The organism is Xenorhabdus sp. SGI246 (genome assembly GCF_040838225.1).
GTDB classification, from domain to species: Bacteria; Pseudomonadota; Gammaproteobacteria; order Enterobacterales; family Enterobacteriaceae; genus Xenorhabdus; species Xenorhabdus indica.
Genome location: NZ_JBFPEZ010000024.1, coordinates 33,870 through 47,924, shown reverse-complemented (window position 1 = coordinate 47,924; position 14,055 = coordinate 33,870). Strand labels below are relative to the sequence as shown.

Genomic DNA, 14,055 nt, shown 5'->3' with positions numbered 1-14,055 from the left:
ATTGTTAGACGTTACGTTTCCAAAGTATTTCTACGGATACTAACGATTTTTTGTTTAACCATTGTGATATGTAATTCAATAGTAACAGCCATGCCTGATGCTAAAGAAAAAATAAAACTCAATGAAAACGTTGCACGTGTCGTTTCTGGTATTATCAGTTATACACACTGGCCAGTCTCACGTTCAACGTTACATTTGTGTCTGGTAGCACCATCTAATTACATTGATGTCTTAACCAACATCAATATGCCTACTGACGATACAAAATTACAAATAGAAATTCTGAACTTCAACGCAGAAAAATTATTATCGCAATGTGATATTGTTTATTACGGTCAAATTGATCCCATACTTCAACATCAAGTGATTAGTCAAAAAAATGGCAAACCACTTCTCACAATTGCTGAACAGAATCAACATTGTGAAATCGGTAGTGCATTTTGTCTTAATATTGGCAATACACAAACGACTTTTAACCTTAATCTCGATATTTTGACACGCAGTGGTGTACGCGTAGATCCAAATGTCCTGCAATTGGCTCGCAAGGCGGAATAACTGTATGAAAAAGCGTTATTCACTAATGCCATCACGCCCGACCTTACGTCAAGCTGTTCATCGTATCCATTTGATCATTACTTTTGTTACATTATCCGTTGTCGGCCTATTTCTTTCATTGCTGGCACTCGTTGCCATGCAGAAATATGCTGAAAATAACTTAAAGCAGACCTCATCAACAATAGCCCATACTGTTCAGGCTGCGGTTGTATTTAATGATAAGACAGCCGCGAATGAAATATTGGAAATGATTGCGGCTCATAATAATTTTACAGAAGCGAAAATTTTCGATGCAAAAAATCAAATTTTGGCGAGCTGGCAAGCCAATAAAACAGCCCGAACCGATAATTTCAAGAAACTGCTTGAATATTGGATTTTCCCTGAACCGATCACTTTTCCCATATATCACCACCACCAACAAGTGGGTTCGGTTTGGTTAATCGGTAATAGTGAACACATCATCAAATTTATCTATCAAGCCTTATTAGTACTCTTTGCTTGTTTACTGATTAGCGCCATACTTTCACTCTATCTTTCCCTGCGTATGCACGATGGGATTGTCAGGACATTACAAAACATTGCTGGTGTTGCCCATGATGTCCGGCAACGACGTGCTTTTTCACAACGTGTTCCTTCTGCCAAAATTGCAGAACTTCATGAATTAAGCCAGGTTTTTAACCATCTGCTTGAAGAATTGGAAGAGTGGCAACACCATTTACAAACTGAAAAAGCAGCATTGGCATGGCAGGCTCAACATGATTCCCTTACAGGGTTACCCAATAGAGCCACTTTTGAACGCGTATTATCGACTGTGATGAATGATAAATTCATGCGTGAAAGCGCAGTGATCTTATTTATTGATGGCAACCGATTAAAATATGTCAATGACGTCTATGGGCATGCAGCAGGTGATCACGTCCTGATCACAATAGCTGATACTTTAAAAATGAAAGTACGAAAAACCGATACTGTCGCTCGTCTTGGTGGCGATGAATTCGCCATTTTATTACCTTCAGCCAATTTAGAAGATGCAGAAAGAATCGCAAAAAATATTATCCACGCCATGGACACTCCAATTCAACTCCCCAGTGGTCAACACCTGCGTATCACACTCAGTATTGGTATCGCCCTGTCAAATGGTGATTTGACAGCAGAACAACTCCTCTCTGAAGCAGATGCTGCCATGTATCACATCAAACAACGAGGTGGTGGCTGGTACTCCGTTGATACAACAAAAATAAACTACTTATCCAGGAATTCATCATGATAAAAGATTGGCATTAATCAATAAAATAATTTAATTATTTCGCTAAGGATGGCAATAATAATCCATCAATTACGCAATCTATTAGCCGATCCTCGCCATACAGCTATATATATTTCCTGTATTCAATATCTTCCTGTAAGATAGCCGACGTTGTTTTTTCAAACAGAAAGCTATTTTTTATAAACAACACGCTCACAGAATTTTACAAAATTAGACGGTAAGTCTACTGTTGGGTAATGGGCTTTATCAAAAAGGAGAAATGATGGGGCTGAATTTTAAATCATACCAAACATTGTATCGGGTATTTGTGGTATTATTTATCGTCATCACATTGAGTGTTGGCAATATATTATGGAAAGTATTTTCCAATTATCAGAATAATATCAAGCCTGATATGGAGCTGGAAAGCGTTTTGCTTTCATTGACAATATTCATACTCGTATCCGCCATTTTTTTATATCAATACACTAAAACTGTTATTATTCCAACATATCAATTAAAAAAATCCATTAAAAATAAACAATTTATCCCTTATATACAGCCTATTATTTGTAGCAAAAGTAACACCATCATCGGGTGTGAGATCCTTGTACGCTGGCAACATCCAGTACAAGGGCTATTGACACCAAAAGATTTTATCGCGCAAATTGAGAAATCAGATCTGATTGTTCCTTTAACGCGTAATTTAATCACGCAAGTACGGGATTTCTTCGCTCCGCTTATCCATCAGTTACCTAAGAACTTTCATTTTAGCTTCAATATCAGTGCAAAACATTATAAAGAAGCTGGCTTATTAGATGATTGTCGTGATTTTCTGCAGGCATTCCCTGAAGATTCTGTCCGGTTGATATTAGAAATTACAGAAAGAGAATTACTGGAGCCGGATGAGTACTCAATTAAACTATTTAATAAATTAGATGAATTAGGTGTATTAATCGCTTTAGATGATTTCGGCACAGGTTATTCAAACCATACATATTTACAAAAATTTAATGTTAATATGGTGAAAATAGGTCATAACTTCATCAGCAAAATGAATACGGATATGATTTCGAAACATATTATTGAAAATATCATTGACTTAGCATTACGACTGAATTTAGAAATTGTGGCAGAAGGCATTGAAAACCAAAGACAGGTGAATCAACTAAGAAGCTATTCCGTAAATTATTTACAGGGGTATTATTTTGATTGTCCCGTGCCGTTGGAAGACTTTGTTAATAAATGGTTGAAGTAAATAATACAACTATTCTTAAGTCTCAGCCTATAGAAAATAATTTCTGAAAATATCTGTGTCCAGATCAAAGTACTTATTCCAATACCCTCTTAAGAATTATTACCATAGTAGCAATTAATGATATATCTCAGGCCATATTGCTACTATGGTATTACAATTTTAATTCCATCCATTTCTGTTGCATATGTAGATCAATCATTGTTACCAATGACTTATCCACCCCCAACTCATTGGCAAAAAACTTAAATTGGCGAGTGGCATGATAAATCTCTGCCAACATATCAATTAACGGATTTTTACTGGTAAACCCGGCCTGTGCAGCTAGCAGTTCCAATGCCTTAGGTGTGATAATTTTTCCATTACCATTAAAAGATGTCATATGCTCATTATAAGGTGATGGGGTATATACCACATCATAGAATGGAGAAAGCCGCCAGTTATCTGAATCATCCGCCAGATAAGCAAAATTTTTGGCATGATCATCCTGATTAACCGTTAGATAGTTAAATAACGCACGTTTTACCAGTTTCTGTGCTTCTTCTACACCACAAAAATGCCGTGTTGCTTTAACCAAATCAACATAATCTAAAGATGGTTCCCTAAATGGGGCATCCAATAACCCACAGGCAGAAATCATGTGATAACGCCCTTTCTCGGTACAATCAAACCGAGTTTGTTGTAGCCAGAATCGCCCTTTTCCTGCATCGAGTAACTTAAAATCAGGTACTTCAATACCTGCATTCGCAGCTATTTTCATATAAACATATTCAATAAGGCTTTCAGAGTGCTTCAGGAAAAATTTATCTGATGTCAATTTAACAATCAGTTTTTCACCAATAGCATCAGTGCGAGTTGTAAACCGACCATCACTATATTTTGTCAGATTAAGCTTAGGACGCGCACCACCGGAGCCACTGGCATTCATTAGATACTCAATAAAATCAGAATTTGTTCCTTCAAATTCCTTAACGGCTTCTTGGCCGAGAGTAATAAGATCGATGTCTCTTTCATCAGTATTGGCAAAGGACATCTCTGGTTCATAATAGAGGGCACCAGAACAATGTTTACCGATATATGCAAGCCGTTCTAAGGCCGTTATCATTCGCGGGTTAAAACCATTTTCGCGAAATACCCGATCCATTAAATAAAGCCCCCATCCATCCGGCAAACTATCGCCGAAAACACCATGTAAGCCATAATGAGGCTCTTTTGGTGCCTTCTGTAGTGAATTATCTGATTTCAATAAGAAAGGAGAGAGTGATTTAGGATGAGCTGCGAGATATGAATCAGCATATTGGAAATAAACACCATTCCTGTTTTCTGCCAACTGACCTACAATTAGCTGATTTCCATCAGAAAATTTTCTTTTGACATTAAGTGGTGTCTTAAGCATTTTTAAGCACCTCGGCAATGGTCGTTGGTTCTCGCTCACGCTCTTTAGTTAACTCATGGAGTGGGGACAGTTCACCAATCGCTTCCATTAACATTAAAAACTGTCGCAGGGAAATGTTACCTGTACGCTCAAATTTCCTGATGGTGCTATATGGTACACCAGAACGTTTGGACAAACTTTCAACAGTGATTTTTTGTTGTTTACGCTGTCGCTTGATAAAGTCTTTTAATTCATGCTGCACATCATAAGCTGTGTAGAATGAAAGCATGGCAACCTCTTTTGTTACTATAATAGCAATTATATGGAAATACTATACCAAATTGTCATTATAGTCACACATTAATCCAATCTGGATTTGTATCACACCTTTCTTGCTATTATCCTCTTTCCATGCTCATTTATCAGAATGGATAATCTATGTGAAAATAGATATTCATCATGTTGAAATTCAATTAAAGATTTCGTTGAAGGCGAAGTAAAGAAAGTATCACTATTAAAAAAATTCTGAATTTTGATTTAAATAATTATTAATAAATGTCTCAACGTGGTTGATATCCATAAAATAAACTTCGTCTTTTATATAAGAATTATCAGTTATTATAAATACATTATTTACAAGATATTTTTTAAAGTAAGTATATTCTCATATTTCAACATCACTCCCGATTTGCCCAATCATCTATTTTTTTCCAAGAGTTCAAACCTACCTTCCTTGCGAAAATACTATATAACTTAATAATATTAACTCGCTGCCAATGGCAGGTTGTAACATTCGATTGGCCTTTTATCCATAGTATATTTTTTATAGTGCTCCATTCGTCCAGCCTTTATTTCATATTACCAGGTGAGTCTAAGACTCTATTTTAGCAGCATGGACAAGGGTATTTTGGGTTCAAAGTTAGACAATTAACGAACAATTATCCCCAATAAAATCCCTACTACGCTAAAATCCGCATCACTGAATGTGGTATTAGCAATACCAATACTTCCCAGAACAGGTAGCAGGAATACAGGCAGAAATGTAATCAATAACCCTTGAGCAAACGCCCCAAGCATCGCCCCTCGTCTTCCTCCCATTGCATTGCCGAAAACACCCGCGGTTGCACCAACAAAGAAATGAGGGACAACACCGGGAATAATCACAGTTATGTTCAACAAATAGAGAATAAACATGCCAACAACACCAGCAATAAAACTGCTCAGGAAGCCAATCAGGACAGCATTTGGTGCATAGGGAAAAACCACCGGACAATCCAGTGCAGGCTTGGCATTCGGTACTAATTTGTCGGAAATACCCTTAAATGCTGGTACGATCTCAGCAATCACCATTCTGACGCCTTGCAAAATGATATAAACACCCGCCGCAAATGTGATTGATTGCATCAGTGAATACATCACTCTGTTTTTTCCACCGCTGACTTGCCGGACTAATTCCTGATCAGCAAATAAACAGGTGATAATAAAAATTATCGCCATAGTTAAAGCGATGGCGACAGAAGTATCGCGCAGAAATAATAAACTTTTGGGTACGTTCATCTCTTCCGTAGAATACGCTTTATTACCCATTTTGCTGCCAATAAACCCCGCCAAGACGTAAGAAAGTGTTGAGAAATGACCAAGTGCCACATCATCAGAGCCTGTCACTTTTTTCATATAAGGATGAACAATCGCTGGAAAAAATACCATTGAAATACCAACAACAATTGAGCCGATCACAACCAGCATCGTGTTATTTATTCCTGCGACAGAAAGAATAACCGCTACCATCATTGACATAAATAAAGTGTGATGTCCGGTCAAGAATATGAATTTCCATGGTGTGAAACGGGCAATTAGAATGTTAATCACCATAGCGAAGAACATAATCATCGCCATCTCTTTACCAAAACTTTTCTGCGCTATCGATACGATAGCTTCATTATTTGGTACAACTCCTTGAATACCAAAGGTATCTTGAAAAATAGTGGCAAATCCACCTAATGAAGTTACTATCAGGCCCGCTCCTGCGCCTAAGATAACAAATCCGAGTATAGTTTTTACGGTTCCTTTGATGCACTCTGTCACCGGCTGTTTCTGCATTACCAAGCCAATTAATGAAATCAGCCCGACTAAAATCGCAGGCTCTGCCAGTACGTCGTTCATCAAAAAGCGGAAGAAATCCATATTTTTCTCCAATTACAATTTACCGAGTTCTTGCAATACCGCAGATAAACGCATTTTCATGGCAGATTTATCTAACATATTTTCCAATACAATGATTTTCCTGGCTATCTGCTGTTTAATCAGTTGTTCTGCAATATCTTTTGTTGCAATGAAAATATCGCTCTTGGCCGCTTTTGCTGAACCTAAATCTGTATGTTCAACACTGGCTTCAACGCCTAATTCCTGCAAAATATTTTTAATACTTATCTCCATTATCAGGCTGGTCCCTAAACCATGACCACAAACAACTGTAATTTTCATCTTATTTTCCTGTTAAATAAAAATATTGGTTAATATCCTTGGACAATAGAAAAAATCTCGTCTTGGTTTTTAGCCTGCATTAATCGATTGATTTTTGGCTGATCATCAAATAATCCTGCAAGTTCAGCGATCACTTCTATATGGCTATCACTGCTTGTTGTGGCAAATACGAACAGTAACTTGACCGGATCATTTTCCACAGAGCCAAACATGACACCCTGTTTGATAAACGTCAGGCTCAAGGCAAGACGATTGACTCCCTGCTCCGGTCTCGCATGGGGGATCGCAATCCCTGAGCCAATCACGTAGTAAGGACCAAACTCTTCATGGGCACGATAAATGGCATCGACATAACTCGGCTGAATCGCTGCGTTATCGATAAGCGGCTGACAGGCTAATTCAATCGCCTCTTGCCAATCTTTAACATCAGGAATCCATTGAATAACATCACGATTCAGTAGTGTTTTTAACATTGAATGCTCCTGATCTAACGTGTTTTCCGCCAACAGTACATCTAAAAATGCTTTCAAAAGTACGTCACTGAGTACAAGCATAGTCACTGCAAATCAAACATACCGATGGAAAAAGAGAAAAAGCACAATAATATGGAGTAAGTCACATTACAGGCTGAAATGAAGAGATAGACATTTATACAAAATTATGTGCATAAAAAATCCCCGGACTGTAAGCCCAAGGATTGGAATTTTCTGTTAACAGGGCATATTGGTTAACGAACCAAATGCAAAAAGTGAATGTGCTTTTCGTATTGATCCAAAATATCGTGGATGATCTGTTCCTGAGTCCATCCCATCAGATCGTAATCCTGTCCACCTTCTTTAAGGTAAACTTCAGCACGATAATATTTTTGTTCCTCACTTCTCTCATTATCTTCCAGACCTACAATAGCAAACGCTGGCTGAATATAACCTCGCAGACGAACTTCGTAGACAAAATTAAGATTTTCGCCAAAATCCACTTCCAGATGAATGCGGTCATCCATCTCATCATTAATGACAACAACTTTATTCTGCTTTGCCAATTCTCCAGCCACCATACTCATTGCCTGCTGGATGACTTCGCTCATAAAGCGTTTTACCTGCGAACTTTTAGGGTAATAAACAATATTTCTTAATCTTCGCTGCCACGGGATCGGGTTACGGCTGGCTGGAGGCGCTATTGTGGTCATCTGCTGACTGTCTTTCTTATAAGCGTCAATTCGTAATGCCTTAAGCAAACCATATATCGATATCAACAAAATTATCGAGAAAGGAAGCGCACTGGCGATCGTTACTGTTTGCAAAGCAGATAAGCCCCCTGCAATCAATAAAGCAATAGCAACTGCTCCCATCAAACCTGCCCAGAAGATCCGCTGCCAGACAGGTGTATGATGAGCGCCACCAGAAGCCAGTGTATCAACCACCATGGCACCAGAATCAGCAGAAGTGATAAAGAACATTACGACCATGATCATTGCAATGAACGATAAAACGGTAGGCAGTGGAAAATGCTCCAGAAAATTGAACAATGCCAGGGAAACATCTGTCTGTACGATGTTGGCTAATTCTTTGGCTCCCTGATTGGCAATCATATCAATCGCACTATTACCAAATGCCGTCATCCACATCAGAGTAAAACCACTGGGTACGAACAAAACTCCAGTGACAAATTCCCTGATTGTCCGGCCTCGTGAAACTCTGGCAATAAACATCCCAACGAACGGAGACCAGGATAACCACCATCCCCAATACAGTAATGTCCATCCTCCTAACCAATTACTGGACTTAGGTTCATAGGCATACAGGTTAAATGTTTTGCTGACAATTTCCGAAAGGTAGCCGCCCGTATTTTCCACAAAGGACTTCAACAACAGCACCGTTGGCCCCAAAGTAACAACCAAGATCAACAATAAAAATGCCAGCCCTAAATTCAACTCAGATAGAACACGGATGCCTTTCTCTAAACCAGAAATAACCGAAATGGTAGCCAGAGCGGTGATTGTAATGATCAATACAACCTGTACCGTCCTATTGATAGGTAAATCAAATAGATGATTAAGACCAGCATTCACTTGGAGAATGCCATAGCCTAAAGACGTGGCTACACCAAATACTGTACCAATAACCGCAAAGATATCAACAGCATGACCAATCGGTCCATGAATTTTATCACCAATAATCGGATACAGCGCAGAGCGCAGTGTTAAAGGCAAACCATGCCGATAGCTAAAAAATGCCAGAATCAAAGCCACAATGGCATAGATTGCCCAGGCGTGAAGCCCCCAATGAAAGAAAGTTAACTTCATAGCCTGTTTAGCCGCAGCAATACTTTCAGGTGTGCCCACGGGTGGTGACAGATAGTGCATGACAGGCTCAGCCACACCAAAGAACATCAATCCAATCCCCATCCCCGCAGAAAAAAGCATGGCAAACCAGGAAAAATAACTGAAATCAGGTTCTGCATGGTCAGGGCCAAGCTTTATATTGCCGTATCTGGATAAACCCAAATAGGTAACTGAAAGTAAAATCAACGCAACGGCAAGGATATAAAACCAACTAGCATTAACAAACAAGTCTTGCTGCAAAGATTTAAACCACCTATCGGCAAGCTCCGGTTTCAAACCAGCAAATGCGACCAATGCAATGATCAAAAATGCTGAGAAGAAAAAGACTGGTGGGTTAATGTAAGTTTTCGTCTTTACCTGTCCAGTATTATCTTGACTCATACTCATCCTTCAAAATTAGTGTCCGACACTATCTCCTATATCAATCCAAAAAATATTTTGTCGAAATTTCAATGAAATAAATATAACCCCAATTAAGGGTTACCCATCCTGTAGATCTTTTGCGCTCATAATTCATTCAATCTACGTTCATGGTCACCTTAACATAAAAATCAGAGCAACTGTACTTACAGCGAGGTAGATAACCACCACTTTTAACAAACAAATAACATTAATGGTTAATAAGTTAACAATAAAAAACATTAACCTCATTTTTCCGTGTGATTTATTAATAGCATATAACCGATAGTGCAATGATCTCTCACTCAGGTTAATAACTGACATAAGGAAGTTAACGCTATGTTAAATAGATTAGATAAGTTAGATGGATTAAAAGGTAAACGAGTTGTGGTGACAGGCGGAGGCCGGGATTTTGGGCAGGCCATTTCTGTCTGGTTAGCACGGGAAGGTGCACATGTTGACCTCTGTGCTCGTCAACTAGAACGTGCTGAAGCGACTCGTGAAATCATTCAGGGTGAAGGTGGGATTGCAAGAAGTTATCAATGTGATATCAGCGATGCACAATCAGTTCGCAACTTTGCCAATCAATTACTACAAGACAGTAAACCCATCGATATTCTGATACTGAGTGCAGCCCAATGGCTGGAAGGCAATCTGAGCGATGATGACAGTGATGAAGATATCATCAGCACAATGAATTCCGGTGCGACGGGTTCCATGCTATTGACCAAAATGTTATTACCAAGCCTGCGTAAGTCTCAAGGAGCCGATATTATTGCGATGGTATCAGTCTGCGGCATTCCAAACTTTATCCGCTCTGTCGCGCATCCGGTATTTTTTGCTGCCAAACATGCGATGAGTGGCTTTTGCCAGACTATTTCCCATCAATTAAGCAAAGATAATATTCGCGTAACCGGAATCTATCCTCCTGATTTTGAAGTTAATGGTTTTGATGTAGATCTGGATGACCATCAAACAATGGGTAAACAACTATTGAACGGGCGCTCAGTCTGGGAATCCATACGATTTGTTTTGACCCAACCTCGTAGTTGCCATATTAGTGCAATTTATTTTCAGGGCCCGACTTTTGAGGATATGACAGGAAATAACTCCCACAGTTAAGCCAAATGTTGTGAATATCGGCTGAGAGAGTATGAAGGATGTGAAGATATCTTTAAATTTGCAGCTATGTATCTGATAGCAATAGCTACAGCACTTGCTTTTAACGATGCGAATAAACGAACAGCTTTTCAGGCTACTAGTATTTTCTTGATACTTAATGGTTTTGAACTCAATGCATCATTTGAGATAGAGCCTTTTTGAACAAGTTAATTGCAAGCCAATAAATTCAAAAAGCCCCACCAATCACGGTCGGGGCTTTTATAATGTTGGTTTATATTATCCTTACATAACACTTTTTGCCTGTTGGACAATATCAATCAATGGCTGTGGCCAAACACCGAGGAGTAACACCAGTAATGCGGTAAGCAACACAACAATACCGCCGGAGGTTAACGCCCAGTTTCTTGGCGTGTCGCGATTCAGTGCTTTCGGTGCTGGCAGGTATAAACTCACCATCACACGCAGGTAATAATAAAGGCCAATCGCACTTCCCACTACTACTGCTCCGGTCAGCCACCACAATCTGGCCTCAACACCTGTTGCAATAACATAGAATTTACCAATAAAACCGAATGTTAACGGTATCCCCGCCAGTGACAACATCATGATCGTCATAACAGCCGACAGGATGGGTTTATGCCAGAACAGGCCACGATAGGAGAATAGTGATTCAGCATCAGGGCCTCTGTACGGGCTGGACATCAGGCTGACTACACCAAATGCCCCAATGCTGGCAAGCAGATAGCCGGCCAGGTAAAGACCCGCGGTCTCTTCTGCCAGGGTATGGTCTTTAATGGCGATTAATACCACCAGCAAATAACCTAAATGTGCAATGGATGAGTAACCGAGCAGTCGTTTGATATTGCTCTGTGTCAGTGCCAACAAGTTACCAAACAAGATAGAGGAGATTGCAATCACGGTTAACACCGTGCGCAAGGTTTCGCTATCGGTTACCGGTGCTTCAATAAACAGACGCATGACTACGGCGAAGATAGCGACTTTACTTGCCGTTGCCAGAAAGGTCGATACTGGTGCCGGCGCGCCCTGATAAACGTCAGGTGTCCAAAGCTGGAAAGGAACGAGGGAAAGTTTGAAACCCAGACCCACAATCATCATCCCCAATCCAGCCAGAACCAAAGGTTCATGAAGCTTACTGTCACTCAGGCTTCTGCCCAGTGATGCAAAGGACAGATCACCTGATTCAGCATACAGCAGTGCAATACCGAATAACAGGAATGAGGATGCCGCCGCAGACAGCAGCATATATTTGATACTCGCTTCCAGTGAGCGTTTTTGGCGGAATGCATAACCGATCAAACCAAACAGTGGCAAAGTAATCAGCTCAATACCGATAAACAGTGATGCCATGTGGTTTGCAGAAGCAAGCAGAACGCCTCCGGCAGCCGCAATCAACACCAGCAGATAAAACTCTTCTTTATTATCGGGATAATTTTCCAACCATGAGTAGGCAAATGTCGTCGTTGCAAGGCTCGCAATCAGCACCAGTGCTGTATAGAACATGGCAAAACGATCCACATGGATCAGTGGAGTGACATCCATCGGCTCCTGCAATCCAACAAAATAGAGAGAAAGCAGAGCTAGGTTTAAACCAATCACTGTCAAGGTGACATTGGTGAAATGATCGCGTCGCCATGCAATGGACAGCATCACAACCACCACCGTCAACCCGACGATCAATAGCGGCAACAGTGCGATCAATTGTTCAGAAGTTATTGTCATGGCGAATTACGGCCCTGTAGTTAAAAGTGAAGCTGAATACCAATTCTGGATGTTGCTCATCGCCGCAGCCGAGGTATCAAGGATTGGTTGCGGGTAAACACCAAGAATAACCAACAAGACAACCAGCAACAGCAAAATAGAAATTTCTCGCGCATCCATCCGTGGTAATGGTTCATCTGATTTCGGCGTTCCGTAGTAAGCCTTCTGCATCAGGTATAAGGCGTACACAGAAGCAAAAACTAAACCAAACACGGATACTGTAGTAACTAAAGTAAATTTACTGAAACTGCCAAACAGGATCATGAATTCACCAACAAAGTTACCGGTTCCCGGCATACCCAATGTCGCCACAGCGAAGAACAGAGATATCGCTGGCAACAATTGGATTCTTGCCCACAGGCCACCCATCTGACGCATATCACGGGTATGCAGGCGTTCATACAACTGACCACACAGGATGAATAGCCCTGCGGCTGACAAACCATGTGCAATCATCTGGATCACTGCTCCCTGATAAGCCAATTGGCTCCCGGTATAAATAGCGATCAGAACAAAACCCATGTGTGAAACACTGGTATAAGCAATCAGACGTTTGATATCGGTCTGGCTGAAAGCCATCCATGCTCCGTAGAAAATGCCGATGACCCCCAACCACATAGCGATTGGGGCAAATTCCGCAGAAGCTTGTGGAAACAAAGGCAGACTGAAACGCAGCAGACCATATGCCGCTGTTTTCAGCAAGATCCCCGCGAGGTCAACAGAGCCCGCAGTCGGTGCCTGACTATGGGCATCCGGTAACCATCCGTGCAAAGGCACAACTGGCATTTTCACGGCAAATGCGATGAAGAACCCCAACATCAACAGATATTGGACGGTATGCGACATCGGGGTATCCAGCAGTTTTTCATAGCTGAATGACCATTCTCCGGTTGCATCGTGGTAGATGAAAGCCAGTGCCAGAATCGAAATCAACATCACCAGACCACTGGCCTGAGTATAAATGAAGAATTTCGTCGCGGCCGTAATACGGGTTTTGCCTTGTGAACCTCTGTGACCCCATAGTGCGATCAGGAAGTACATCGGCACCAGCATCACTTCCCAAAAGAAGAAGAACAGGAACAGGTCAATGGCAAGGAATACGCCCATCACACCGCCAAGGATCCACAATAGGTTTAGATGGAAGAAACCCTGATATGGCTGGTTCTCATTCCACGAACAGAGGATTGCCATTAAACCTAACAGTGCAGTCAAAACCACCATCAACAGTGACAGGCCATCCAGAGCCAAATGGATGGAAATGCCAAAACGTGGTATCCACGGCAGCAAGAACTCTGATTGCCATTGTGGAATGCCCTGTGGGTTGGTCAGCGTATAGCCCCCCTGCAACCAGAGGTACAGAGAAAGCAGCAGAGTCAGCCCCATCGCCAGAAACGCTATCCAACGCGGCATACGGGTGCCGAAGCGCTCTGCCTGCCAACACAGCAGGCCCCCGATGAAGGGCAGAAGAATTAGCCAAGGTAGTAGCATGGCGCAATGTG

12 protein-coding genes and 1 pseudogene are annotated in these 14,055 nt (G+C 40.9%); 5 read left to right on the top strand and 8 right to left on the bottom strand.

What is annotated here, in order from left to right:
* The first annotated feature begins 90 nt into the window (after positions 1-90).
* The 3 genes from ABLA85_RS06250 to ABLA85_RS06240 all read left to right on the top strand — a co-directional run bounded on the left by ABLA85_RS06250 (position 91) and on the right by ABLA85_RS06240 (position 3,059).
* Positions 91-555 (top strand): YfiR family protein, encoded by a 465-nt coding sequence (locus ABLA85_RS06250; protein ID WP_367962299.1) that lies wholly within the window; start codon positions 91-93, stop codon positions 553-555.
* A 4-nt stretch (positions 556-559) separates the two neighbouring features.
* Positions 560-1,822, top strand: coding sequence for a diguanylate cyclase (locus tag ABLA85_RS06245; RefSeq protein WP_367962297.1), 1,263 nt, complete (start codon positions 560-562; stop codon positions 1,820-1,822).
* 229 nt (positions 1,823-2,051) lie between these two features.
* Entirely contained in the window at positions 2,052-3,059 is a 1,008-nt protein-coding gene (locus ABLA85_RS06240) for an EAL domain-containing protein (RefSeq protein WP_367962295.1), read from the top strand.
* 151 nt (positions 3,060-3,210) lie between these two features.
* Here the strand turns inward: ABLA85_RS06240 and ABLA85_RS06235 are convergent, their stop codons facing one another.
* The 6 genes from ABLA85_RS06235 to betT all read right to left on the bottom strand — a co-directional run bounded on the left by ABLA85_RS06235 (position 3,211) and on the right by betT (position 9,637).
* Positions 3,211-4,452 (bottom strand): type II toxin-antitoxin system HipA family toxin, encoded by a 1,242-nt coding sequence (locus tag ABLA85_RS06235; protein WP_367962293.1) that lies wholly within the window; start codon positions 4,450-4,452, stop codon positions 3,211-3,213.
* Positions 4,445-4,720 carry a helix-turn-helix domain-containing protein gene (locus ABLA85_RS06230; protein ID WP_367962291.1) on the bottom strand — a complete coding sequence of 92 codons (276 nt, stop codon included), beginning with the start codon at positions 4,718-4,720 and terminating at the stop codon, positions 4,445-4,447. Before ABLA85_RS06230 ends, ABLA85_RS06235 begins: the two co-directional genes overlap by 8 nt.
* 638 nt (positions 4,721-5,358) lie before the next feature.
* Positions 5,359-6,615 (bottom strand): PTS ascorbate transporter subunit IIC, encoded by a 1,257-nt coding sequence (locus ABLA85_RS06225; RefSeq protein ID WP_367962289.1) that lies wholly within the window; start codon positions 6,613-6,615, stop codon positions 5,359-5,361.
* 12 nt (positions 6,616-6,627) lie between these two features.
* Entirely contained in the window at positions 6,628-6,915 is a 288-nt protein-coding gene (locus ABLA85_RS06220) for a PTS sugar transporter subunit IIB (RefSeq protein ID WP_367962287.1), read from the bottom strand.
* A 29-nt stretch (positions 6,916-6,944) separates the two neighbouring features.
* Positions 6,945-7,388 (bottom strand): PTS sugar transporter subunit IIA, encoded by a 444-nt coding sequence (locus ABLA85_RS06215; RefSeq protein ID WP_367962326.1) that lies wholly within the window; start codon positions 7,386-7,388, stop codon positions 6,945-6,947.
* A 254-nt stretch (positions 7,389-7,642) separates the two neighbouring features.
* A complete protein-coding gene (gene betT, locus ABLA85_RS06210) occupies positions 7,643-9,637 on the bottom strand; it encodes a choline BCCT transporter BetT (RefSeq protein WP_367962285.1) in 1,995 nt (664 codons plus the stop codon).
* A 357-nt stretch (positions 9,638-9,994) separates the two neighbouring features.
* On the opposite strand from betT, the gene ABLA85_RS06205 reads away from it, so the two are divergent.
* Together ABLA85_RS06205 and ABLA85_RS06200 are read left to right on the top strand one after the other, a co-directional pair.
* The gene (locus ABLA85_RS06205; protein WP_367962283.1) at positions 9,995-10,777 is read left to right on the top strand and encodes an SDR family oxidoreductase; all 783 of its coding nucleotides are present in this window, start codon (positions 9,995-9,997) and stop codon (positions 10,775-10,777) included.
* A gap of 30 nt (positions 10,778-10,807) precedes the next feature.
* Positions 10,808-10,957, top strand: a pseudogene (locus ABLA85_RS06200) (type II toxin-antitoxin system death-on-curing family toxin); the annotation flags it as partial.
* A gap of 102 nt (positions 10,958-11,059) precedes the next feature.
* Here ABLA85_RS06200 and nuoN read toward each other — a convergent pair.
* Both nuoN and nuoM read right to left on the bottom strand, forming a co-directional pair.
* Positions 11,060-12,517 (bottom strand): NADH-quinone oxidoreductase subunit NuoN, encoded by a 1,458-nt coding sequence (gene nuoN / locus ABLA85_RS06195; protein WP_367962281.1) that lies wholly within the window; start codon positions 12,515-12,517, stop codon positions 11,060-11,062.
* 6 nt (positions 12,518-12,523) lie between these two features.
* Positions 12,524-14,044, bottom strand: coding sequence for an NADH-quinone oxidoreductase subunit M (nuoM, locus tag ABLA85_RS06190; RefSeq protein WP_367962279.1), 1,521 nt, complete (start codon positions 14,042-14,044; stop codon positions 12,524-12,526).
* Positions 14,045-14,055 lie beyond the last annotated feature (11 nt).

Coding starts and splice junctions, on each gene's coding strand:
- nuoM (WP_367962279.1), bottom strand. CDS start 14,044: ATGCTACTACCTTGGCTAATTCTTCTGCCCTTCATCGGGGGCCTGCTG.
- ABLA85_RS06230 (WP_367962291.1), bottom strand. CDS start 4,720: ATGCTTTCATTCTACACAGCTTATGATGTGCAGCATGAATTAAAAGAC.
- nuoN (WP_367962281.1), bottom strand. CDS start 12,517: ATGACAATAACTTCTGAACAATTGATCGCACTGTTGCCGCTATTGATC.
- ABLA85_RS06250 (WP_367962299.1), top strand. CDS start 91: ATGCCTGATGCTAAAGAAAAAATAAAACTCAATGAAAACGTTGCACGT.
- ABLA85_RS06245 (WP_367962297.1), top strand. CDS start 560: ATGAAAAAGCGTTATTCACTAATGCCATCACGCCCGACCTTACGTCAA.
- ABLA85_RS06220 (WP_367962287.1), bottom strand. CDS start 6,915: ATGAAAATTACAGTTGTTTGTGGTCATGGTTTAGGGACCAGCCTGATA.
- ABLA85_RS06225 (WP_367962289.1), bottom strand. CDS start 6,615: ATGGATTTCTTCCGCTTTTTGATGAACGACGTACTGGCAGAGCCTGCG.
- ABLA85_RS06235 (WP_367962293.1), bottom strand. CDS start 4,452: ATGCTTAAGACACCACTTAATGTCAAAAGAAAATTTTCTGATGGAAAT.
- betT (WP_367962285.1), bottom strand. CDS start 9,637: ATGAGTCAAGATAATACTGGACAGGTAAAGACGAAAACTTACATTAAC.
- ABLA85_RS06205 (WP_367962283.1), top strand. CDS start 9,995: ATGTTAAATAGATTAGATAAGTTAGATGGATTAAAAGGTAAACGAGTT.
- ABLA85_RS06215 (WP_367962326.1), bottom strand. CDS start 7,388: ATGTTAAAAACACTACTGAATCGTGATGTTATTCAATGGATTCCTGAT.